This is a genomic window from Micromonospora mangrovicola, assembly GCF_047200535.1.
Classification (GTDB): domain Bacteria; phylum Actinomycetota; class Actinomycetes; order Mycobacteriales; family Micromonosporaceae; genus Micromonospora.
On the sequence record NZ_JBJZOG010000005.1, the window covers coordinates 25,695 to 45,865 of the forward strand.

The following is a 20,171-nucleotide window of genomic DNA, read 5'->3' on the forward strand; positions in this document are numbered from 1 at the left end:
CCGGCCGACCAGGCGCCACCTGCGAATTCGCAAGGTGCGACCATGAGCTGGTGAAGATCCTGTCCATCCAGTCCTCGGTCGCCTACGGCCACGTCGGCAACTCCGCCGCCGCCTTCCCGCTGCAACGGCTCGGGCACGAGATCTGGCCGGTGCTGACCGTGCACTTCTCCAACCACACCGGCTACGGTGCGTGGCGCGGGCCGCTGCTGGCCCCCGGGGACGTGGCCGACGTGATCGCGGGCATCGAGGACCGGGGAGTGCTCGGCGACGCCGACGCGGTGCTCTCCGGCTACCAGGGCGACCCGGCGATGGGCGCGGTGATCCTCGACGCCGTCGACCGGGTCAAGGCGGCCAACCCCGACGCCGTCTACTGCTGCGACCCGGTGATGGGCGACGTCGGCCGCGGCATGTTCGTCCGCCCCGGCATCCCGGAGTACCTGCGCGACACCGTCGTCCCCCGCGCGGACATCGTCACCCCGAACCAGTTCGAGCTGGAGTTCCTGGCCGGCCGGACGACCAACTCGCCCGCGGAACTGCTGGCCGCCGTCGACGTCGTACGCGCCATGGGCCCCCGGCACGTGCTGGTCACCAGCGTCCTGCACGGCGACGTCCCGCACGGCTCCCTGGAGGTGGTCGCCGTGTCCGACGAAGGCGCCTGGGCGGTCACGACGCCGCTGCTGCCGATCAGCCCCAACGGCGGCGGCGACGTCACCGCCGCGCTGTACCTGGCGCACCTGCGGACCACCGGCTCGCCCGCGACGGCACTGGAGCGCACCGTCAACGCCGTCTTCGCCGTCTACGAGACGACCCTCACCGCAGGCACCCGGGAACTCCAACTGGTCGCCGCCCAGGACGCCATCGCCCACCCGCAGACCCGGTTCGCCGCCCGACAGCTGCGCTGACCGGCCCCGGCGCCGGCCGCCCGCCCGACGTCAACCCGCACCAGCCAGCGGCAGCCGCGCCTCGACACCACACGCCCGAGCAGGCCCGAGCGTGACACCCTCCACCCGGTCCACCGGCACCAGGCAGGCCGGCGGCAGCTGGAACCAGCGCAGTGCCTCGAAGTCGTCCGGCAGCCCGGTGACCCCCTCGTCGACGTGATCGTCCCGGGCGGCGAAGAGCTCCCGCGCCTCGCGCAGGTACCCGACCAGGGCGTCCTCACCGACCCGGTCCCGCGACTGCGGGGCCGGCACCACGCCGCCGAACAGGTAGCCCAGCTCGGCCAGCCGCAGCGGCGGCTGGGCAGGGCCACGATGGTGCCGCCACAACCCGGTGCGGGCATCGAAGCGGTAGTCGGTCAGCAACCGGTGCCCGTACCGGGCGACCAGGTCGACCGCCTCGATGAGATAGTCGGCGACAGCGTCGGAGATGAAGTAGTTGAAGTTGATCCGCGTCCAGCCGGGTTTGATCCCCTCGCAGCCCAGACCGATCTCGTCCCGGAACGCGTGCGACCGCTCCGCGTCGATCGCCAGCAGACGGTGCCCGTACGGCCCGGCACACGAGCAACCGCCGCGCGTCTGGATGCCGAACAGGTCGTTGAGCAGCGCGACCACGAAATTGTGGTGCAGGTAGCGGACTCCGTGGCGGACCCGCAGCGACACGATCGACAGGCGCCGGGCCGTCCGGTTCCCCAGCACCTCGATGCCCGGGTTGTCCGACCAGCGCCCCAGCGCGCGGGACCACAGCCGCTCCTCGCGGGCCTGGATGACATCAGTGCCGACCGCCTGCTTCAGCGCGAACACCAACCCGGCCCGGATCGACTCGACGATCGCCGGCGTACCGCCCTCCTCCCGCGCCACCGGGTCGTCGAGATACCGGTGGCCGACCGGGTCGACGAACGCCACCGTGCCGCCGCCGGGCACGGTCGGTACCCGGTTGCGGACCAGGTCGCGGTGCACCACCAGCACACCGGGTGTCTGCGGTCCGCCGACGAACTTGTGCGGCGACAGGAAGACCGCGTCCTTGCCGTCACCGGCCCCCGGCCTCGACTCGCCCATCCGGATCGGCACGTACGGGCCGGCGGCCGCGTAGTCCCAGAACGACAGCGCCCCGTGCGCGTGCAGCAGCGCCGCGACCGCGTCGGCGTCGGACAGGATGCCGGTGACGTTGGAGGCGGCCGAGAAACTGCCGATGCGCAGTGGCCGATCCGCGTGCCGGATCAGCTGCCCGGCCAGCTCCGCCTGGTCGATGTGCCCGTCGGCGTCCGCGCCGATGGCGACCACGTCGGCGTACGTCTCCCGCCACGGCAGTTCATTGGAGTGGTGCTCGTAGGGACCCACGAACACCACGGGCCGCAGCTCGGGTGGGATGCGGTCGGCGAGCCCGTAGCGCCGCGAGGGTCCGTCGGGCAACCGCAGTTCCAGGATCCCGATCAGTTTGTTGACCGCCGCCGTGGCGCCCGAACCACAGAAGATCACCACATGCTCGTCGGTCCCGCCGACGGCGTCGTGGATGATCTGCCGGGCGTCCTCGCGCAGCCGCCCCGTCGCGAGGCCGGTGCCGGAGCTCTCCGTGTGGGTGTTGGCGTAGCGGGTCAGCACCCACGTCCGGATCGCGTCCTCGATGAAGTCGAGCGACCGGCCCGACGCGGTGTAGTCGGCGTAGGTGATCCGCCGCGGCCCGTAGGGGCAGTCCAGCACCTCGCCCTCACCGATGATCCCGTCGCGGATCCGGGCCAGCAGCTGTTCCTTCCCGCCGGGCGCAACCGGATCGTCGGTCAGGCCCATCTCGCACCCCTTCCTCAGCCGGTCGAAGTCAGAGCCGGATTTCGGGCACCCGCGCCAGGCTCGCGTCGGCGACCTGCCCGCCTGCCTGCGCCATCGGTTGCTCCCTTCGCTGCCTCATCAGCCAACACCCGCGACCGGTGTCAGCGGTAGGCCCGCCCGGCTCGGGCTGCCGGGCCATGTGACCCGCCCTCGGCCCGCCGGCAGCTCGGGCCGGGGCCGGGCGAGAGTTGCCGGGCGCCCCGGGTCGCTCGATGATCCGAAGCGCCCTGCCGCGGGTCAGGAGTTCGCAGCCGTCCCGAACGAATCCGGGCTGCCGAGGCCGGCGTCGTGTGTCGAAGGCCCAGGGGAGTAGCACCGCGCGGTGCTCTCAGGTCGGTGGGCAGCTGATGGCGCAGCGTGGTCAGGCCCGGCGTCCGCCCCGGGTGGCCTCTCGAAAACGGCGGCCGGAAAGCGGCAGGTGGAACAGGGGAGCCAGGGTGCAGATGTCGAACAGGCCGGCGAGCAGCGGAAGCAGGCCGGCGAGGGCCAGCAACCACCACCAGCCGCCCAACGACACGCCGATCACGATGAGCACCAGCCCAAGGACGACTCGTGTGACCCGGCCGGCCGGCGAGTTGAAGAAACGCAGGATGGGCATGACCGCTCCCTGGGGAAAATAGGGACGAAAGTCTCCCGCTTCCCGGTCAGCCTACCGCCATCGGGAGAGCCTGACGCCGCGCTGCGGAAAGCTCGCCATGCGAAGATTCGATAATCTACATTATGTCAAGTAGCGTCGTCCCGGCCCTCCTCCGGGGAGGGTCAGCGGAGTGGTGATCTCGAAATCGCGGTCGACCGCCGCGACGAGGGCGGCCCCCCGCGCACCGAGCCCGCTGTCGCGCGCCCAGTGGTCGAGCCGGTCGAGGAAACCCACCAGATCGGCCTGAGCGGACGCCAGCAGCTCCGCCAGGCCCGCCCGGGTCAGGTCGACGTACGGGCCGTGCCGCCGCGGCCCGCCGTGCTGCCACGCGCGCAACAGTTCGCCCCGCATCTCGATCTCCGGCCGGGGGTCGTGGCCCAGCCAGGGCGCGCCGCCATCCAGCGCCGACGTCCACTCCCGCCAGTCCTCCAGGCCCGCGCAACAGCCCGGCGACAGGGACGCCCCGGTGGCGCTGTCCTCCAGCCGTAGTCCGCCGGCGGCCAGCAGCGGGTCCTCGCCGAGCAGCGCGTCCACCACCTGGTCCCGGCTGCCGGGCGGCTCTACCTCGACATTCGCCGCGAGGTTCGCGAGGAACGCCTCGACCTCCTCCGGCGGGCAGCCCGCGTGCAGCGTGAGCCATCCTCCGGGCGGCGGCGTGCGCGCCGGCCACGTACGGGTCGCGGCGGGCTCGGACAGCTCGACGACCGGTCGCAGGGTGAGCATGTTGCTCATTTCATCGTGCGTTCCGCTCCCCTGTGGTCCCGGCATGACCAGAACGCGAAAATCATGCATAATATCCCTTATGCATGACAAACCGGGCGAATCGATTGGGTGGTTGATCGAGGAGTTCCTGACCGCGCGGGCCACCCGCAAGCCCTCCCCGCACACTCTCGCGGCCTACCGTCGCGACCTGACCGGCGTCGCGGCCCTGGTAGTCGAGGACGACGCCACTCCCCTCCCCCTCGACCAGCTGCCGGTCGCCGCACTCTCCCCCCGCGTCATGCGCGCCGCTTTCGCCCGGTTCGCCGCTCCCCGCGCCGCCGCCTCGGTCCACCGTGCCTGGTCGACGTGGAACAGCTTCTTCACGTTCCTGGTCGCCGAAGGCGTCGTACCCGGAAACCCGATGCCGGCCGTGGGGCGGCCCCGGGCGCCGCTCCCCCAGCCCAAGCCGCTGCGTGGCGAGGACACCCCGGAGGAGCTGCTGACCGCGGTGGCCCGCGAGCACGGCCGGCAGCGGGACCCCTGGCCGGAACGCGACCTGGCGGTGCTGGCTCTGGCGCTCTGCGCCGGCCTGCGCCTGTCCGAGTTGCTGGCGCTGCGGGTGGCTTCGGTGGCCGGCCGCGTCGGCGAGCGGCGGGTCGACGTGGCCGGCAAGGGCGGGCGTCCGCGGACGGTGCCGATCGAGGCGGGTCTGGATCGGGCGTTGGTGGACTATCTGGACAGCCGGCGGCGGCGCTTCGGCGAGCGCAGCGTCCGGCCGGACTCGCCACTGCTGGTGGACCGTCGGGGTGAGCCCTTGCGCCGTGGTGGCCTGCAGTATCTGGTGGAGTCGTGCTATCGCCGGTCGGGCATCGGTGACCGGGTGCCGCAGGGGGCGCGGCTGCACGCGCTGCGACACACCTTCGCGACCCGGTTGGCCGAGGACGGGGCGAGCGCGGCGGAGATCATGCGGTTGCTGGGGCACGCGTCGTTGGCGTCGTCGCAGACGTACATCGAGGTGACGGCGGGTCAACAGCGCGCGGCGGTGCGGTCGAACCGGACGAACGCGGCCGTGGCGGCGCTGGTCGGGGATTAATCGGAGGTGTGGTTGACCGGTGCGTGGCATCCTCGCCGGATGCTGTCGGCCGAAGAGTTCGCCACGTTGCGTCATGCGCGGATGCGCTGGAACACCCCCTTGTCGGAGGAGCATGCGGCGCTGCTGTTGCAGCGGCTCGAGGTGCGTTCCGGCGTGCGGGTGCTCGACCTCGGTTGCGGGTGGGGTGAACTGCTGCTCCGGGCGGTCGCCGGCGGGGCCGGGGCGGCGGGTGTCGGTGTCGACACCGATGAGGCCGCCCTGGTGCGGGGGCGGGCGTTGGCGGCGAGCCGGTCGTTGGGCGATCGGGTCAGGTTCGTGCGGGAGGAGGCGGCGGCCTGGCGGGAGCCGGCCGATCGGGTGCTGTGTGTGGGCGCGGCACATGCCTTCGGTGGCACGGTGGGTGCCCTGGATGCGCTCGCCGGGGTGGTCCGGCCCGGTGGTCGGCTGTTGTTCGGCGACGCGTGCTGGGAGGCCGCGCCGGGCGGTGCCGCGGTGCGGATCTTCGGGGATGCGGTGCTGCCGCTGGCGGAGTTGGTCGAGCAGGTGCGGGTGGCGGGCTGGCGGGTCCTGCATCTGAGCACGGCCGACCTGCGGGAGTGGGACGACTTCGAGTCGACCTGGCGGGCGGGGCGGCAGGAGTGGCTGCTGGAGCATCCGGAGGATTCCCGTGCGGCGGAGGTCCGCGGGGAGCTCGACGTGCGGTTGCGGGAGTACGTCGGCGCGTATCGCGGGGTGCTGGGTATGGCGTACCTGGTGCTCGGTCGCTGATCTCGCCGGTCGCGGCTGCGGAGCGTCGTCGGTGGGGCGCGGGCCGGGTGCGGTGATTGCGGCTGCTCGCTGAGGTCGGTGGCAGCATCGGTTGGATGCGGGTGGGTGCGGCGCGGGCGGCGGCGGTGGACTGGGTACGCGAGCGGGCGCGCCGCGATCCTGGCGTCCAGGGTGCGTTCTTCAGCGGGTCGACGGTGGGGTTGCCGGACGATGCGGTGCTGGCGGCGTCGTCGGACGTGGATGTGCTGCTGGTGCGGGACGGGCCGGGTCCGAAGCTGGGCAAGTTCCGCCACCGGGGGGTGCTGGTGGAGGTCAGCACAGTCGGCTGGGACGAGTTGGGCGGGCCGGAGGACGTGCTGGGGTCGTGGGTGTTCGCGCCGTTCTTCCGTACGGACACGGTGATCGTGGATTCGGCGGGTCGGCTGGCGGCGATCCGGGAGCGGGTGTCGGCCGGGTACGCGGATCCGGTGTGGGTGCGGCGGCGGTGCGCGGGGGTGCGCGGGCGGATCGAGGCGGGGCTGCGGTGGCTGGATGACACGGCGCCGCTGCACGATCAGGTGCTGGCGTGGGTGTTCCCGACGTCGGTGCTGGCGTTGCTGCCGGTGGTGGCGGGGTTGCGGGATCCGACGGTGCGGCGGCGGTACGTGCGGGCGCGGGAGGTGCTGGCCGGGCACGGCCTCGCCGACCGGTACCCGGAACTGCTGGCGACGCTGGACGGTGGCGGGGTGGGTCCGGGGCGGGTGCGGGGGCACCTGGCCGGGTTGGCGGTGACCTTCGACGAGGCGGCGCGGGTGGCGCGTACCCGGTTCCCGTTCAGTGCGGATGTCACGGCGGCGGGGCGGCCGGTGGTGGTGGACGGCGGCGCGGAGCTGATCGGGGTGGGGGCGCACCGGGAGGCGATGTTCTGGATCGTGGTCACGTACGCGCGGTGTCACGCGATCCTGGCGGCGGACGCCCCGGGGCGGGAGCGGGTGTTGCGGCCGGCGTTCGAGGCGGCGGTGGCGGATCTGGGGGTGGGGTCGGCGGTGGACCGGCGGCGGCGGGCGGACGGCCTGCTGGGGTCGCTGCCGGCGTGGCAGGCGGTGGCGGATGCGGTGGCGCGGCGTGCTGTGGCAGGCTGGGGGTGACGCGACTGGCGGCACGGGGATGGCAGCAACCATCGGGGAGCTTCGTCGCGGGGGTCGACCGCCTGGGCCTCCGCGAGCGAGGTGTGGCATGTCTTCTTCGGGTACGACGGCTCGGCTGTTGCCGGGTGGGCCGGTGGCGCAGCAGGTGCTGGCGGAGGTCGCCGAGGGTGTGACGGCGCTGCGCGCGGCGGGGGTGACGCCGGCGTTGGCGACGGTGCTGGTGGGTGACGACGACGCCAGCGCCGGGTACATCCGGATCAAGCAGCGGCAGGCGGCGGAGTTGGGTTTCGACTCGCCGCATGTGCACCTGCCGGCGTCGGCGTCGCAGGTGGATCTGCACGTGGTGTTGGAGGACTTCAACTCCGACAAGGGTGTGCACGGGGTGCTGGTGCAGCACCCGATTCCCGGCCATCTGGACTACGACCGGGCCCTGGCCGTGCTGGATCCGGACAAGGACGTCGACGGGATGCATCCGGTGAACATGGGCCGGCTGGCGTTGGGCCTGCCGGGGCCGTTGCCCTGCACTCCGGCGGGGATCGAGGCGCTGCTGGCGTTCCACGGGGTTCCGGTGGCGGGTCGGGAGGTGGTGATCCTTGGCCGGGGTGCCACGCTGGGCCGGCCGTTGGCGATGTTGCTGGCGCAGAAGCGGCCGACGGCGAACGCGGCGGTGACGGTGGTGCACACCGGGGTGGCGGATTGGCCGCGCTACACGCGGCGGGCGGAGATCCTGGTGGCGGCGGCGGGGGTGCCGGGGATCGTGCAGCCGGAGCACGTGCGCCCGGGCGCCGTGGTGGTCGGTGGCGGGGTGCGCTACGAGGGGCGGCGGCTGCTGCCGGACGTGGACGAGTCTTGTGCGCAGGTGGCGGGGGCGATCACGCCGCGGGTCGGTGGGGTCGGCCCGACGACGGTGGCGATGCTGTTCCGCAACGCGGTGCGGGCGGCGCAGCGGGCGGCCGGGCTGGGCTGAGCCGGTCCGGTGTGATGACGGGCGGCCCGACCAGGTGGATAGCCGGTCCGAAGGCGTTGCCGCGAGGGCCTGCCAGGTGGGCGGCGGGTTGTTGCCGCCCCCGTCGATGTGGCTGGTGGTGAGGTGGACCGGCGCGTGGGCCAGGCGCGCCGGGGGCCGGCCGCCTGCGCCATGAGGCAGCGGACACCAGCCCAACACGCCCAGATATGGCTGCTTGCGACGATTGATGCGCTTCGAGCTGTCTGCGCGGTGTTGTGTGGTGCTGATTGTCGACCATGCGGTGACGGTAGGGCTGTACCCGGGTACCGGATGCAGCCTCGCACCCGCGACTTGCATCCGGTAGCCGGGTACGGGTTTAGCGTGGGGACGTGAGCGAGGAATTTTCGGCTGGCGGGCTGAGTTGGGCGCCGCCGGCCTGCAATTTGCCCACCGCCGGGCAGCCGCTGCGGGTCGCGGAGTTCGACGAGCTGTTTGCCGCCGCGACGCGCCAAATCGAACGGCGGGATTCGTCACGGCTGGCTGTCGAACTGGTCTGCGATACGCAGGTCGCGGTGCGGGCAGCCAGCCTGGCAGTACGCGAGACCGGCTGCTGCTCGTTTTTCACCTTCGCGCTGCCCGCGGCCGGTGGCCGGCTGACGCTTGAGGTGAGTGTCGATGACGGGCACACCGGAGTGCTGGACGCGCTCGCCGAACGCGCCGCGGCCGGGGCAGCACGGTGAGCGGGGCGCTGAGCTCCGGGCAGGTGGCCACCGCGGCCGGGGTGAACCAGCAGACGCTGCGCTACTACGAACGCCGGGGCTTGCTCACCACGCCGCCGCGCAGTCTCGGCGGGCACCGGCGGTACCCGCCAGACACGGTCCGGCTGCTGCGGGTGATCAAGACCGCACAGCGGCTCGGGTTCACCCTCGACGAGATCGCCGACCTGCTGGAGGCGGTCGGCGCCCGGCGTAGCCTGCGGCCCGCGGCCGGATTGCAGGATCGGGCGCGGGCCAAGCTGGCCGAGGTGGAGGCCAAGATCGCCGACCTGTCGACGATCCGGGACACTCTGGCCCACGCGGTCGCGGCCGGCTGTGATGACCTGGCCGCCTGCGCCGACACCCCGGGCTGCCCCTTGCCGTTCACCGACATCGATCCCGGTGCCGATTCGGAGGCTGGCTGTGCGTGTCCCTGACCGGAGGACCGTCCCGGCGGGGCTTGGTGGCCTGGCCGGGTTTGCGTGCCTGGCCTGCTGCGCCATACCCGCCCTGCTGGCCGCCGGGATCATCGGCGGCGCCGGCTGGATCATGCTTGGGCGTGCCCTGCCCGCCCTCGCCGTCGGGCTGGTCGCGGCAGCCGCTGTCACCTGGTGGTGGATGGCCCGCCGCCGGCGGCGTGACCACATCGGCTGCGCCGGCGGCGACTGTTCCTGCGACACCCCGCCCGACCGGCAACCCGAACGGCCCGCCGTAGCATCCAGGCCGTGACCATCGCCCGATCCCTGGTCCTGTTCCTCGTCGCCGCCCTCAGCGAGATCGGAGGCGCGTGGCTGGTCTGGCAGGGCTGGCGCGAACACCGCGGCATCCTGTGGATCGCCGGCGGCGTCCTCGCTCTGGGCGCCTGCGGGTTCGTCGCCACCTTTGAACCTGATCCGCACTTGGGCCGGATCCTCGCCGCCTACGGCGGCATCTTCGTCGCCGGCTCCCTGGCCTGGGGATCATCGTCGACAAGTTCCGGCCCGACCGCTACGACCTGATCGGCGCCGCCATTTGCCTGCTCGGCGTGGCCGTCATCGTGTACCCGCACCTCGGCTGAACCGGCGGCCACCGAAGACCGGTCGCCGCCGTCGCGAGACACTGCCACGATGACGCCTACATCCCCATCCAGCCGCACTGTCCTGGTCACCGGCGCCTCGTCGGGCATCGGCCAGGCCACCGCCCGACTGTTCGCCGAATCCGGGTTCCGCGTGTTCGGAACCAGCCGACAGCAGCGCCCCGACCAACACGGCGTACGCATGCTGACCATGGACGTGCGGTCCGCCTCGTCCGTCCAGCACTGCGTCGACCAGGTGCTGTCTGACGCCGACTGCATCGACGTACTGATCAACAACGCCGGAGTCATGCACGAAGGCTTCGCCGAAGAAACCACCATCGCCGAAGCCGAAGCCATCCTGGACACCAACCTGCTCGGCGCCGCCCGCGTCATCAACGCGGTACTACCCGGCATGCGCGCCCACCGCCACGGCCGCATCATCACTGTCGGCTCGTTGGCCGCCTGGGTCGGCGAGCCCGGGGAAGCGTTCTACGCCGCCTCCAAAGCCGGCCTTGCCCGCTACACCGAGGCACTCCGACATGAGGTCTGGCCGCTGGGCGTCGCTGTCTCCCTCATCGAACCCGGTGCCTTCACCACCAACGTGCTCGACGCTGCCTCCGCCAGCGCCGGCACCATCGCCGACTACGACCAGGCACGCCAGGCTGCCCGCGCCACCCTGCACAACAGCCTGCGCAACGGCGCCGACCCCCGCGCAGTCGCCACCCGCATTCTCGCCATTGCCAACACCCGCACCCCGCGCTACCGGTACGGGGCAGGCCGAGACGGACGATGGCTTCCGTACCTCAAACTCCTCGTCCCCCAACGGCTGTTCGATTACCTGCTACGCCGAAGCTTCGGCCTGCACGATCGCCAAACCACCCGATAGGCTACTCAATTTCCGAGAACCCCCATTCTCAGAAGTAAACTGCCGGAGTGTCCGAGAACGCGGCGCAGCGGGGTCGGCAGCCCCCGAAACGACTTCCGAGAACCCGAAGCCGATCTCTGGGCCGCGGCGCCGGGGACGCGCCCCGGTTGTCCTGCCGGTCCGGCTGGAGGCGACCCACACCGGGTGTGCCGCCCAACTCGCCCGCGCGCCGCTGTCGGCCGAGACGCGCCGCACCTACGCCTTCAAGGTCCGCAGCTACCAACGGCGATGGCGCCGCGGCAGCCCGAGACCGCGCACCTGCTCCGCCTGGCTTGCCGACACCGACGTCGACGGCGACCCGCTCACCGACCGCCGCGGTGTTTCTCAACCATCGCGGCGGCATGGCTCTCGCCCGCGGCGCCAGCGCGATGTTCACCGCCATCATCGACACCGCCGGCCTCGACGACCACGCCACCGCCCAGGTCCTACGCCACACCTTCGCCACCCGACTCGTCCGCGTCGGCACCGACTTGGTGGTGGTCGCCGACATGCTCGGCCACACCTCCCTCGACCAGATCCGCCGCTACACCCCGCCCACCACCGCCGACCGATGCGACGCCCTCAAACACCTACCCGTCGACCGCTGACACAGCAGCCTGCCGCAAGATCACGGGTTGGATTTCTCCGTTTGCTACCGGGCCCCCTCGGTGCGGAACCGGGCGAGGCGGCGTCTCGTCGGTGCGCTGTGCGGTGGTCGGCGGGCGCGGTGGTCGTCAGGTCATTCCCGCCGGTACCTGCCGATGGTCGGGCTCGGGTTCTGGTGGGCCGTCGGCGACCGGCGTGGGCGTGGCGCCGCTGTGCGGGCGTGATCTCCTGATCTGCACGATGATGACCGAGGCGAGCACGATCGCCGCGCCGGCGATCTGCGCCGGCGTCAGGCGCTGGTCGAGGATCAGCCAGCCGAGTGCCGTGGCCACCAGTGGGCTGAGCAGGCCGAGGAAGGTGACCTCGATGGGGGCAAGCAGGCGGATTCCCCGGAACCAGAGCGTGTACGCGATGGCCGAGCCCACGACGGCGAGATAGGCGTAGCCGAGGGTGTTCCGCGGGGTCAGGTGCGTGGGAGGTGCTCCTTCGACCAGCAGGGTCACCGGCAGCAGCAGCAGGCCGCCGGTGACGAGTTGCCAACCGGTGCTGGCCAGCACCGGTGCGGGCGGGATCCAGCGTTTGCTCAGGACGACGCCGAGCGCCATGCTGATCGCGCCGCCGAGGGCGGCGGTCAGGCCGATGGTGTCGACCTGCGCGTCGGCGCGCAGGACGAGCAGGCTGACGCCGGCGAAGCCGGCGAGGGCGCAGAGCCCGACGCGTAGGGTGAGCCGCTGCGCGAGCAGCAGGGCCGCGAAGCCGGCGACGATGAGGGGCTGGACCGCGCCGACGGTGGCGGCGACGCCTCCGGGCAGCCGGTAGGCCGCGACGAAGAGCAGGGCGAAGAACGCCCCGATGTTCAGCGCGCCGAGTACGGTCGCTCGCCACCACCAGTCGCCCCTGGGCAGGCGTCGTGTGATCGCGATCAGGGCCAGCCCGGCGGGCAGGGCGCGGACCGTCGCCGCCAGCAGGGGTCGCCCGGGCGGGAGGAGTTCGGTGGTCACCAGGTAGGTGGAGCCCCACACGGAGGGCACCGCGGCGGTCATCAGGATGACGCCACCTCGATTGCTTAGCACTAAGACAAAGTACCTTACCGCTAAGAGATCTGGGAACCCGTGCCCCGAGGGCCCGCAGGGGCACCCCGGCTACGCTGCTGCTGTGGCCGATCACGTGGATCACGTACTGGAGCAGTGGGCCGCGCAACGCGCGGACCTGGACGTGTCGCCGATGGCGGTGATCGGGCGGATCTCCCGGCTCGTCCGGGTCGTGAACGGCGAACTCAACCGCACCTTCGCCGCCCACGGACTCGATGCCGCCTCCTTCGACGTGCTGGCCACGCTGCGGCGCAGCGGAGAGCCGTACCGGCGCACACCCGGCGAGCTGATGCGCGACGCCATGGTGACCTCGGGCGCCGTCACCCAGCGGCTGGAACGGCTCGAGCAGCGCGGGCTCGTCGCCCGCACCCGCAGCGCCGCCGACCGGCGCGCGGTGCACGTCACCCTCACCGCGGACGGGCTCGCGCTGATCGACCGCGTGCTGCCCGAGCACGTCGCGACGGAGCATCGGCTGCTGGCCGCTCTGTCGCCCGCGGCACGGGCCGGCCTCGCCGACACCCTGCGGGCGCTCCTGGAGTCGCTCGGCGACAGCCGGCACCGGCCCCCGCCCGCCGGTGCGGCCGCGCCGTCCACGTACGGCGGGTGACTCCCGCCACCGTCGGCAGCCACCTGATCCGCCCGAATCCCGGCAGCGGTGACGGCTTCGGCGCCGGCCCCCGACGTCCCGGCAGGCCGGGCGCCCGGTCCCTGCCCCGGTGACGGAGAGGGGCGGCTCAGCCGAGGTCGACGACCAGCGGCCGGTGGTCGGAGATCACCGACAGCGGGGTGTCGACGGCGGTGACGGGGGGCAGCCGGTCGAGGCCCTGCCGGTCGGCGAGGATGTGGTCGAGCTGGACGCGGGGCTGCCCGGCCGGGTAGGTGGGGCGGCGACCCAGGGGCCGCCAACGGGACACCAGCCCGGCCGGGCCGGCGGGCAGGTTCAGGTCGCCGAGCAGGATCCGTGGCGCGGGCAGCGTGCGCAGGGCCCGCACCACCCGGCGCAGTTGCCGGATGTTCCAGCCGGGCACGAAGGACAGGTGGGTGGCGGCGACGGTCAGCGGCCCGTGCGGGGTGTCCAGGACGGCGGCGAGCACGACGCGGGGTTCGTCGCGCAGCAGCACCAGTCCCCCGCCGGGGCCGGGCACGTAGATCGGGGAGCGCACCGGGGCGGGACGCAGCCGGGTGACCTGCCAGGAGCGGACGGGGTGGCGGCTGACCAGGCCGACGCCGTAGAGGGGCTCGCCGTGCCCGTCGTCGTCGTGGGTGAGCGGGCGGAACTGTTCACCGGGGGTGCCGACCACGGCGGCGGCGAAGCGGTGCTCGGGGGCGTCGAGGGCGCGGGCGGCGATGGCGGTGAGGTCGAGGTTGCCGCTGCGGGACTGGTCCCGGTCGACCTCCTGCAGGGCCAGGACGTCGGCGTCGAGCTCGGCGACGGCGGCGCCGAGCCGGTCGGGGTCGACCAGCCCGTCGGTGAGGGAGCGGCCGTGCAACAGATTGAAGGTGGCCAGGCGCACCTGCACACCCTACGTCTCCGTGGCAGGCTTGCCGGGTGCTCAAGGCGTTGGTCTGTTCGATGCTGGTTTTCGTGGCGGTGGCGTCGGCAGGGCTGTGGTTGCGGCGGCGTCGGGGGCGTTGAGCCCTGGTGAGCCTGGCCACAGCCGGTCTCGCCGGGGCGGCGGTGGTGGGAAGAATGGCCGCCCGTGGATCCTGTCTCGCTGACCACCCTGTTGACCGCGGCCACCATGGCGGGCTGGGTGGACGCCGTGGTCGGTGGCGGCGGGCTGTTGCTGTTGCCGGCGCTGCTGGTGGCCGCGCCGGGGGTGCCGGTGGCCACCGCGTTGGGCACGAACAAACTGGCCGCGATCTTCGGTACGTCCACGGCGGCGGTGACCTACGCGCGACGGACCAAGCTGGACTGGGCCCTGTCCGGCCCGGCGGCGGGCCTGGCGGTACTGAGCGCCGGGCTGGGCGCGGCGCTGGCGGGGGCGGTGCCGGCCGGCGCGTACCGGCCGGTGGTGCTGGTGGTGCTGCTGTCGGTGGCGCTGTTCGTGCTGACCCGGCCGCGGCTGGGGGTGGTGGCGCAGCCGCACCGGCGCACGCCGGCGCGGGTGGCCGCGGCGGTGACGGTGGCCGGGCTGGGCATCGCCCTGTACGACGGGTTGATCGGCCCGGGCACCGGCACGTTCCTGGTGTTGGCGTTCACCGCGCTGGTGGGGGCGGACTTCGTGCACGCCTCGGCGATGGCAAAGGTCGTCAACGCGGGCACGAACCTGGGCGCACTGGTGGTGTTCGCGCTGACCGGGCACGTGTGGTGGCTGCTGGGCGCGGGGATGGCGGTGTGCAACGTCGCCGGAGCCGCGCTGGGCGCGCGGATGGCGCTGCGGCGCGGCTCCGGCTTCGTGCGGGTGGTGCTGCTGGTCGTGGTGGTGGCCCTGGTCGCCAAGCTGGGCTACGACCAGTGGACGGCGAGCTGACCGCTCGGGTCAGGCGTGCCGGACGACGTCGTCGTAGTCCAGGCGGGGCAGCCGGGGGAACCAGGCATCCGGGCCGGGCTTGCCGATGTTGACCACGAGCAGGGACCGCCAGCTGCTGTCGGCGAAGAACTCCTTGTCGAGGCCGTCGGCGTCGAAGCCGGCCATCGGGCCGGCGGCCAGGCCGGCGGCGCGGACGGCGAACAGCCAGTAGCCGATCTGCAGGGTCGCGTTGAACCGGGCCATCCGCTCCCGGGCCACGGCGTCGGCGGCGAGGCCGTCGCGCATCTCCGGGCGGATCGGGAAGACCCGCGGGATGAACTCGTGGAAGTCGGTGTCGACGGCGAGCACGGCGACGACCGGCGCGCTCGCGGTCTTGGCCCGGTTTCCCTCGCTCATGTGGGTCAGCAGCTGCTCGCGGGCCTGGCCCTGGCGGACGAACAGCACGCGCAGCGGCTGCGTGTTGGCGGCCGTCGGCGGGTACTTGGCCAGCTCGAAGATGGCGCGCAGCTGCTCGTCGCGGACCGGCTCGTCGGTGAAGGTGTTCGCGGTGCGGGCGTCGGTGAACAGCTGGGCCTGCGCCTCGGGGTGCAGGGTGATCAGGTCACTCATCGGAGTCCTCGCTCTATCGTTGCCCCTCCGGTGTCGGTAGGGGCTAGCTTTTTAGTAGTGCCTTCCGGGTTGAGGGTAGCGCGTATCCTGGACAGGTGACAGTCAGGCCGGAGGTGGGCGGCACGCCCCGCATGTGCGATCAAGGGCTGGCCCGCGCCTTCGCCTTCCTCGGCAAGCGCTGGAACGGGGTGCTGCTGGGCACCCTGGCCTCCGGGCCGGCCGGCTTCGCCGAGCTGGGCCGGGCGCTGCCCGGGATCAGCGAGTCGGTGCTGTCCGACCGGCTCGGCGAGCTGTGCCGGGTCGGCCTGGTCTCCCGCACCGTCCGGGAGGGCCCGCCGGTCGGTGTGAGCTACGAACTCACCGAGCGCGGCGCCGCCCTGCTGCCGGCCCTGGATGCGCTCGCCCGCTGGGCGCACGAGAACCTTCCCGCCCAGCCGGGACGCGCCGGCGGCTGCTGACCGCCGCCGTGTGATCATCACCGGATGCCCATACGCGCCGAACACGACCGAACCGTCCTGGCCGAGCTGCTCGGGCGGGACCCGGTGCTGCACGCGTATCAGCTCGGTGACCTGGACGACTTCTTCTGGCCGTACACCTCCTGGTACCGCCGCGGCGACCAGGTGGCCCTGCTCTACCACGGCGTCGAACTGCCGACCCTGCTGGCGTTCACGTCACCGGAGCGCACCGGCGAGCTGGCCGCGCTGCTGGCCGAGGCGGCCCCGGTGCTGCCGCCCCGGCTGTGGGCGCACCTCTCCCCCGGCCTGGACGCCACCGTGGCCCGCTGGTACGAGCTGACCGACGCCGCGCCGCACCACCGGATGGCGCTGACCGACCCGGCCCGGCTGGCCCGGACCACGCCCGCCGGGCAGGTGCTCGACCGCACCGACCTGCCCGCGCTGCACGACCTCTACGCGGCCGCCTACCCCGGGAACTGGTTCGACCCGCGGATGCTGGACACCGGCCAGTACGTGGGGATCCGCGCGGACGGCGACCTGGTGGCCGTGGCCGGGGTGCACGTCTGGTCGCCCACCTGGCGGGTGGCCGCCCTGGGCAACGTCACCACCCATCCGAGGTTCCGCGGCCGGGGTCTGGCCGGCGCCGCGGTGGCCGCGCTCTGCGCCCGCCTGCGGGACACCGTCGACCACGTGACCCTCAACGTCCGGGCCGACAACACCGCCGCCGTAGGCCTCTACGAGCGGCTCGGCTTCACCCGGGTCGCCGAGTTCACCGAGTGCGGGCTGCACCGCCGATGACCTGTCACCGGCGGGACACCCCGTCCTGACGCGGGGGCGGCCGGTCGCCCCCGCGCCGGGTCACAGGCCCCGGCTGGGCGAGTGGAACCGTCCCGCGCGGACCTCCCGCAGCGCCCGGCGGCGGGTCTCCCCGCGCAGCGTGTCGACGTAGAGACGGCCCCGGAGGTGGTCGGTCTCGTGCTGCAGAGCCCGGGCCAGGAAGCCCCGGCCCGAGATGGTCAGCGGCTCGCCGTGCTGGTCGAAGCCGTGCGCGGTGGCCCGCATCGCCCGCGGGGTCGGGAAGTACAGCCCGGGGATGGACAGGCAGCCCTCCTCGTCGTCCTGGAGCTCCTCGGACAGCTCCAGCGTCGGGTTGATCAGGTGGCCGCGATGGCCGTCGGCGTCGTAGACGAACGCCTGCGCGTTCACCCCGATCTGGGGCGCGGCGACCCCGGCGCGGCCGGGCGCGCCGAATAGCGTGTCCATCAGGTCCTGCACGAGCGCGCGCAGCTCGGCGTCGAAGCTGGTGACCGGCTCGGAGGGGGTGCGCAGCACGGGGTCGCCGATGATCCGGATCGGGCGCATAGTCATGTCCGGAAGGCTATCCGTCCGTTACCTCACCGGTGGGCGCACCCGCCGGTCGGCCGGCCCGGGCCCCCGTCGCCCGCCCCGGGGCCAGGCCGGTGTCGGCGATCCGGTCGCGTAGCGGGCGGCGGCGCAGTGCGGCCAGCACCGCGTACAGTTCGTCGGCCAGCGGCACGGGCAGCTCCGCGTCGAGGTTGCGCATGGCGGTGGTGGTGGCCGCCCACTCGGCCTCGATGACCGGCCGCAGCGCGTGGGCGCGGTCGGTCAGGGCGACGATGCGTTGCCGGGCGTCCGCGCCGGGACTGAGGGTGACCAGGCCGGCGCGGTTCATCTGGGCGACGGTCTGGCTGGCCGCCGAGTGGGTGACGCCGACCCGGGCGGCGAGGTCGCGGATGGCCGCCGGCCCGTCGGCGAGCAGCGCCCGCACCAGCGGCGAGTAGCGGGGCCGGTAGTCGGCCAGGTCGAGGTCGGCGTAGACGGCGGCGACATCGCCGTCGAGCAGTTCGAGGACGTGGCGCAGCAGGGTGCCGAGTGCCTCGCGGTCGGGGGCGGTCACATCCGCTAATGTAACAGCACTGTTGTGTCTGGTGCGTGGGAGGGAACCAGGATGTATCCACCGATCGAGCCGTACGCGCAGGGCCTGCTCGACGTCGGCGACGGCCAGCGGATCCACTGGGAGACCTGCGGAAACCCGGACGGTCGCCCCGCCCTGGTGGTGCACGGCGGCCCCGGCTCGGGCGCCACCCCGTCGTGGCGGCGGCTGTTCGACCCGGCCGCCTACCGGATCATCCTGTTCGACCAGCGCGGCTGCGGCCGCAGCACCCCGCACGCCAGCGACCCGGCGGTCGACCTGTCGGTGAACACCACCGCGCACCTGCTGGCCGACATGGAACGGTTGCGCGAGCACCTGGAGGTCGACCGGTGGCTGCTCTGCGGCGCCTCCTGGGGCTCGTCGCTGTCCCTCGCCTACGCCCAGCGCCACCCCCACCGGGTCACCGCGCTGGCGCTGTTCAGCGTGGTCGCCAACACCCGCCGGGAAGTCGACTGGGTGACCCGGGACATGGGCCGGGTCTTCCCCGAGGAATGGGCCCGCTTCCGCGACGGCGTGCCGGCGGCCGACCGCGACGGCGACCTGTCCGCCGCGTACGCCCGGCTGGTCAACGACCCGGATCCGGCGGTGCGGGAGCGGGCCGAGCTCGACTGGTGCGCCTGGGAGGACGTGCACGTCTCGCTCGCCGGCGGGTTCAAGCCCAGCCCCCGCTACGCCGACCCGGTGTTCCGGGCCGCCTTTGTCCGGATCGTCACCCACTACTTCAGCCACCTCGGGTTCCTTCCCGACGGGCAGCTGCTGCGCGACGCCGGCAAGCTCGCCGGCATCCCCGGGGTGCTGGTGCAGGGTCGCCTCGACGTCAGCGGCCCGCCGGACATCGCCTGGCAGCTCACCCGGGACTGGCCGGACGCCCGCCTGGAGATCGTCGAGGCGGGGGGACACGGCAGCGGCCACGGCATCGGCGAGCGGGTCGTGGCCGCCCTGGACGCCTTCGCCCGGGCCTGACCCCGGTCGTCGCGGGGCGCCCGGCCCGGGTTCAGCCGGCGGCGAGCAGCGCGCGCACCGGGGCGGCCTTGGCCGCCGCCTCGGCGACCTCGGACGCCGGGTCGCTGCCCCAGGTGATGCCACCACCGGCCCACAGGTGCAGCCGCTCGGCGTCGGCCGCGGCGGTGCGGATGGTCAGGCCCAGGTCGATGCGCCCCGGCCCGACCCAGCCCAGCGCGCCCATGCTGGCGCCCCGGCCGACCGGCTCCAGGGCGGCGATCCGCTCCAGCGCGGCGAGCTTCGGCGCGCCGGTCACCGACCCGCCGGGGCAGACCGCGCGCAGCAGCGCCGCCAGGCCCAGCCCGTCGGCAGGCGCCGCGGACACCGTCGACTCCGCCTGCCACAGGTCGCACCACCGGCGTACGGCGAACAGCTCGTCGACCCGCACCGAGCCGGTCCGGGCCACCCGGGCCAGGTCGTTGCGCTCCAGGTCGACGATCATGATGTGCTCGGCCCGCTCCTTGGCGGAGGCGAGCAGTTCCCGCCGCCCGCTCGTGGTGGCCGGCCGGGTGCCCTTGATCGGCCGGGTGACGAGCCGGCCGTCCTCGAGGGCGATCAGGGTCTCCGGGGAGGCGCAGCCGATCGCCCAGCCGAGCCCGGCGAGGGTGCCGCCGTAGCGGGCGCCGGGCAGGGCGGCCAGCCGGGCCAGGGCCGGCAGCGGATCCCCGGCGTACGGCGCGGCGGCGTGGCCGACCAGGTTGACCTGGTAGACGTCGCCGCGCCCGATGGCGGCGCGGACCGCCGCCACGGCGTCGGCGTGCGCGCCGGGCGTCCAGCTGTCCCGCCAGTCCCCCAGCCACCAGCCGCCCGGCGTGGGGTCGACGGGCGGTCCGGCCGGCGACACGGCGTGGCCGTAGACGACCACCGCCATCTCGGGCAGCGCCGGCACCGGGGTGGGCGCGCCGGGTGGCCCGCCGGCGGTGCGGGCCCCGGCCGCGGCGGAGAGGTACAGGGCGGCGCCGCACACGCCACGGGGGTCGTGGGCGGCGGGACGGGACAGGTCGTCCAGGGCGATCCCGTGGTCGGCGAGGAACTCCTGGGCCAGGGTGGCCGGGTCGCCGCCGTCGGCCGGCCACCACTCCAGCCGGGCGCGTTCGGTGAGCCGGTCCCGGCATCCGACGGGCGCGGCGGGGACGTCGACGTACCTCATTGGGAGCGCTTCCACGCCGTCTGGACCGTTCTCTCTCATCCGTTCAGCCGATTCTGGGTGAACAAGCCGGAACCCTGCT

General features: G+C 73.4%; 24 protein-coding genes, 1 pseudogene and 1 riboswitch. Of the genes and pseudogenes, 16 read left to right on the forward strand and 9 right to left on the reverse strand.

Annotated features, from left to right (window positions below; all coding sequences use genetic code 11):
• Nucleotides 1-50 precede the first annotated feature (50 nt).
• Nucleotides 51-902: a pyridoxal kinase PdxY gene (pdxY, locus tag ACL02O_RS03365; RefSeq protein ID WP_412816442.1), complete on the forward strand. Its 852-nt coding sequence runs from the start codon at nt 51-53 to the stop codon at nt 900-902.
• A 30-nt stretch (nt 903-932) separates the two neighbouring features.
• Here the strand turns inward: pdxY and ACL02O_RS03370 are convergent, their stop codons facing one another.
• The 3 genes from ACL02O_RS03370 to ACL02O_RS03380 all read right to left on the reverse strand — a co-directional run bounded on the left by ACL02O_RS03370 (nt 933) and on the right by ACL02O_RS03380 (nt 4,134).
• Nucleotides 933-2,726 carry an aminotransferase class V-fold PLP-dependent enzyme gene (locus tag ACL02O_RS03370; protein WP_412816443.1) on the reverse strand — a complete coding sequence of 598 codons (1,794 nt, stop codon included), beginning with the start codon at nt 2,724-2,726 and terminating at the stop codon, nt 933-935.
• A 400-nt stretch (nt 2,727-3,126) separates the two neighbouring features.
• Nucleotides 3,127-3,363: a YgaP-like transmembrane domain gene (locus ACL02O_RS03375; RefSeq protein WP_412816444.1), complete on the reverse strand. Its 237-nt coding sequence runs from the start codon at nt 3,361-3,363 to the stop codon at nt 3,127-3,129.
• Between the two features lie 120 nt (nt 3,364-3,483).
• On the reverse strand, nt 3,484-4,134 hold the full coding sequence (locus ACL02O_RS03380; protein WP_412816445.1) for a hypothetical protein: 651 nt from the start codon (nt 4,132-4,134) through the stop codon (nt 3,484-3,486).
• A 70-nt stretch (nt 4,135-4,204) separates the two neighbouring features.
• Between ACL02O_RS03380 and ACL02O_RS03385 the strand changes: the two genes are divergently transcribed.
• The 10 genes and pseudogenes from ACL02O_RS03385 (at nt 4,205) to ACL02O_RS03430 (ending at nt 11,359) form a co-directional block, all read left to right on the forward strand.
• Nucleotides 4,205-5,197 (forward strand): tyrosine-type recombinase/integrase, encoded by a 993-nt coding sequence (locus ACL02O_RS03385; protein ID WP_412816446.1) that lies wholly within the window; start codon nt 4,205-4,207, stop codon nt 5,195-5,197.
• A 39-nt stretch (nt 5,198-5,236) separates the two neighbouring features.
• Nucleotides 5,237-5,965: an SAM-dependent methyltransferase gene (locus ACL02O_RS03390; RefSeq protein WP_412816447.1), complete on the forward strand. Its 729-nt coding sequence runs from the start codon at nt 5,237-5,239 to the stop codon at nt 5,963-5,965.
• Nucleotides 5,966-6,060: 95 nt separating this feature from the next.
• On the forward strand, nt 6,061-7,092 hold the full coding sequence (locus tag ACL02O_RS03395) for a hypothetical protein (RefSeq protein WP_412816448.1): 1,032 nt from the start codon (nt 6,061-6,063) through the stop codon (nt 7,090-7,092).
• Nucleotides 7,084-7,167, forward strand: a riboswitch (ZMP/ZTP riboswitch). (Overlaps the previous gene by 9 nt.)
• A gap of 13 nt (nt 7,168-7,180) precedes the next feature.
• A complete protein-coding gene (locus ACL02O_RS03400) occupies nt 7,181-8,059 on the forward strand; it encodes a bifunctional 5,10-methylenetetrahydrofolate dehydrogenase/5,10-methenyltetrahydrofolate cyclohydrolase (RefSeq protein ID WP_412816449.1) in 879 nt (292 codons plus the stop codon).
• A 368-nt stretch (nt 8,060-8,427) separates the two neighbouring features.
• A complete protein-coding gene (locus tag ACL02O_RS03405) occupies nt 8,428-8,778 on the forward strand; it encodes a hypothetical protein (protein WP_412816450.1) in 351 nt (116 codons plus the stop codon).
• On the forward strand, nt 8,775-9,230 hold the full coding sequence (locus tag ACL02O_RS03410) for a MerR family transcriptional regulator (RefSeq protein ID WP_412816451.1): 456 nt from the start codon (nt 8,775-8,777) through the stop codon (nt 9,228-9,230). Before ACL02O_RS03405 ends, ACL02O_RS03410 begins: the two co-directional genes overlap by 4 nt.
• The gene (locus ACL02O_RS03415; RefSeq protein ID WP_412816452.1) at nt 9,217-9,522 is read left to right on the forward strand and encodes a hypothetical protein; all 306 of its coding nucleotides are present in this window, start codon (nt 9,217-9,219) and stop codon (nt 9,520-9,522) included. Before ACL02O_RS03410 ends, ACL02O_RS03415 begins: the two co-directional genes overlap by 14 nt.
• A pseudogene (locus ACL02O_RS03420) lies at nt 9,519-9,850 on the forward strand (YnfA family protein). The gene ACL02O_RS03415 and the pseudogene ACL02O_RS03420 overlap by 4 nt, the downstream one beginning before the upstream one ends.
• Before the next feature lie 49 nt (nt 9,851-9,899).
• A complete protein-coding gene (locus ACL02O_RS03425) occupies nt 9,900-10,733 on the forward strand; it encodes an SDR family NAD(P)-dependent oxidoreductase (protein WP_412816453.1) in 834 nt (277 codons plus the stop codon).
• A 185-nt stretch (nt 10,734-10,918) separates the two neighbouring features.
• Nucleotides 10,919-11,359: a tyrosine-type recombinase/integrase gene (locus ACL02O_RS03430; protein ID WP_412816454.1), complete on the forward strand. Its 441-nt coding sequence runs from the start codon at nt 10,919-10,921 to the stop codon at nt 11,357-11,359.
• Nucleotides 11,360-11,485: 126 nt separating this feature from the next.
• Here the strand turns inward: ACL02O_RS03430 and ACL02O_RS03435 are convergent, their stop codons facing one another.
• Nucleotides 11,486-12,400, reverse strand: coding sequence for an EamA family transporter (locus ACL02O_RS03435; protein ID WP_412816455.1), 915 nt, complete (start codon nt 12,398-12,400; stop codon nt 11,486-11,488).
• Between the two features lie 112 nt (nt 12,401-12,512).
• Between ACL02O_RS03435 and ACL02O_RS03440 the strand changes: the two genes are divergently transcribed.
• Nucleotides 12,513-13,055, forward strand: coding sequence for a MarR family winged helix-turn-helix transcriptional regulator (locus ACL02O_RS03440; RefSeq protein ID WP_412816456.1), 543 nt, complete (start codon nt 12,513-12,515; stop codon nt 13,053-13,055).
• A 127-nt stretch (nt 13,056-13,182) separates the two neighbouring features.
• Here the strand turns inward: ACL02O_RS03440 and ACL02O_RS03445 are convergent, their stop codons facing one another.
• Nucleotides 13,183-13,962, reverse strand: a complete 780-nt coding sequence (locus ACL02O_RS03445; RefSeq protein ID WP_412816457.1) for an endonuclease/exonuclease/phosphatase family protein — start codon at nt 13,960-13,962, stop codon at nt 13,183-13,185.
• 186 nt (nt 13,963-14,148) lie between these two features.
• Here ACL02O_RS03445 and ACL02O_RS03450 point away from each other — a divergent pair, with 186 nt between their 5' ends.
• Nucleotides 14,149-14,922, forward strand: a complete 774-nt coding sequence (locus tag ACL02O_RS03450; protein WP_412816458.1) for a sulfite exporter TauE/SafE family protein — start codon at nt 14,149-14,151, stop codon at nt 14,920-14,922.
• 9 nt (nt 14,923-14,931) lie between these two features.
• Here the strand turns inward: ACL02O_RS03450 and ACL02O_RS03455 are convergent, their stop codons facing one another.
• Nucleotides 14,932-15,531: a malonic semialdehyde reductase gene (locus ACL02O_RS03455; RefSeq protein ID WP_412816459.1), complete on the reverse strand. Its 600-nt coding sequence runs from the start codon at nt 15,529-15,531 to the stop codon at nt 14,932-14,934.
• A 95-nt stretch (nt 15,532-15,626) separates the two neighbouring features.
• On the opposite strand from ACL02O_RS03455, the gene ACL02O_RS03460 reads away from it, so the two are divergent.
• Both ACL02O_RS03460 and ACL02O_RS03465 read left to right on the forward strand, forming a co-directional pair.
• Nucleotides 15,627-15,989 (forward strand): winged helix-turn-helix transcriptional regulator, encoded by a 363-nt coding sequence (locus ACL02O_RS03460; RefSeq protein ID WP_412816460.1) that lies wholly within the window; start codon nt 15,627-15,629, stop codon nt 15,987-15,989.
• A gap of 24 nt (nt 15,990-16,013) precedes the next feature.
• Nucleotides 16,014-16,784, forward strand: coding sequence for a GNAT family N-acetyltransferase (locus ACL02O_RS03465; RefSeq protein ID WP_412816461.1), 771 nt, complete (start codon nt 16,014-16,016; stop codon nt 16,782-16,784).
• Nucleotides 16,785-16,844: 60 nt separating this feature from the next.
• Here the strand turns inward: ACL02O_RS03465 and def are convergent, their stop codons facing one another.
• Both def and ACL02O_RS03475 read right to left on the reverse strand, forming a co-directional pair.
• Entirely contained in the window at nt 16,845-17,354 is a 510-nt protein-coding gene (gene def, locus ACL02O_RS03470) for a peptide deformylase (RefSeq protein ID WP_412816462.1), read from the reverse strand.
• 10 nt (nt 17,355-17,364) lie between these two features.
• Nucleotides 17,365-17,904 (reverse strand): MarR family winged helix-turn-helix transcriptional regulator, encoded by a 540-nt coding sequence (locus ACL02O_RS03475; protein ID WP_412816463.1) that lies wholly within the window; start codon nt 17,902-17,904, stop codon nt 17,365-17,367.
• 51 nt (nt 17,905-17,955) lie between these two features.
• On the opposite strand from ACL02O_RS03475, the gene pip reads away from it, so the two are divergent.
• Nucleotides 17,956-18,903: a prolyl aminopeptidase gene (gene pip, locus ACL02O_RS03480; RefSeq protein ID WP_412816464.1), complete on the forward strand. Its 948-nt coding sequence runs from the start codon at nt 17,956-17,958 to the stop codon at nt 18,901-18,903.
• A gap of 31 nt (nt 18,904-18,934) precedes the next feature.
• On the opposite strand, the gene ACL02O_RS03485 is transcribed toward pip, so the two are convergent.
• Entirely contained in the window at nt 18,935-20,131 is a 1,197-nt protein-coding gene (locus ACL02O_RS03485) for a chorismate-binding protein (protein WP_412816465.1), read from the reverse strand.
• Nucleotides 20,132-20,171 lie beyond the last annotated feature (40 nt).

Bases quoted from the DNA above. Each gene is read 5' to 3' on its own strand.
- ACL02O_RS03375 (WP_412816444.1), bottom strand. From the start codon at position 3,363: ATGCCCATCCTGCGTTTCTTCAACTCGCCGGCCGGCCGGGTCACACGA.
- ACL02O_RS03465 (WP_412816461.1), top strand. From the start codon at position 16,014: ATGCCCATACGCGCCGAACACGACCGAACCGTCCTGGCCGAGCTGCTC.
- ACL02O_RS03395 (WP_412816448.1), top strand. From the start codon at position 6,061: ATGCGGGTGGGTGCGGCGCGGGCGGCGGCGGTGGACTGGGTACGCGAG.
- ACL02O_RS03390 (WP_412816447.1), top strand. From the start codon at position 5,237: ATGCTGTCGGCCGAAGAGTTCGCCACGTTGCGTCATGCGCGGATGCGC.
- ACL02O_RS03435 (WP_412816455.1), bottom strand. From the start codon at position 12,400: ATGACCGCCGCGGTGCCCTCCGTGTGGGGCTCCACCTACCTGGTGACC.
- def (WP_412816462.1), bottom strand. From the start codon at position 17,354: ATGACTATGCGCCCGATCCGGATCATCGGCGACCCCGTGCTGCGCACC.
- ACL02O_RS03370 (WP_412816443.1), bottom strand. From the start codon at position 2,726: ATGGGCCTGACCGACGATCCGGTTGCGCCCGGCGGGAAGGAACAGCTG.
- ACL02O_RS03485 (WP_412816465.1), bottom strand. From the start codon at position 20,131: ATGAGAGAGAACGGTCCAGACGGCGTGGAAGCGCTCCCAATGAGGTAC.
- pip (WP_412816464.1), top strand. From the start codon at position 17,956: ATGTATCCACCGATCGAGCCGTACGCGCAGGGCCTGCTCGACGTCGGC.
- ACL02O_RS03380 (WP_412816445.1), bottom strand. From the start codon at position 4,134: ATGAGCAACATGCTCACCCTGCGACCGGTCGTCGAGCTGTCCGAGCCC.
- ACL02O_RS03385 (WP_412816446.1), top strand. From the start codon at position 4,205: ATGCATGACAAACCGGGCGAATCGATTGGGTGGTTGATCGAGGAGTTC.
- ACL02O_RS03400 (WP_412816449.1), top strand. From the start codon at position 7,181: ATGTCTTCTTCGGGTACGACGGCTCGGCTGTTGCCGGGTGGGCCGGTG.
- ACL02O_RS03425 (WP_412816453.1), top strand. From the start codon at position 9,900: ATGACGCCTACATCCCCATCCAGCCGCACTGTCCTGGTCACCGGCGCC.
- ACL02O_RS03455 (WP_412816459.1), bottom strand. From the start codon at position 15,531: ATGAGTGACCTGATCACCCTGCACCCCGAGGCGCAGGCCCAGCTGTTC.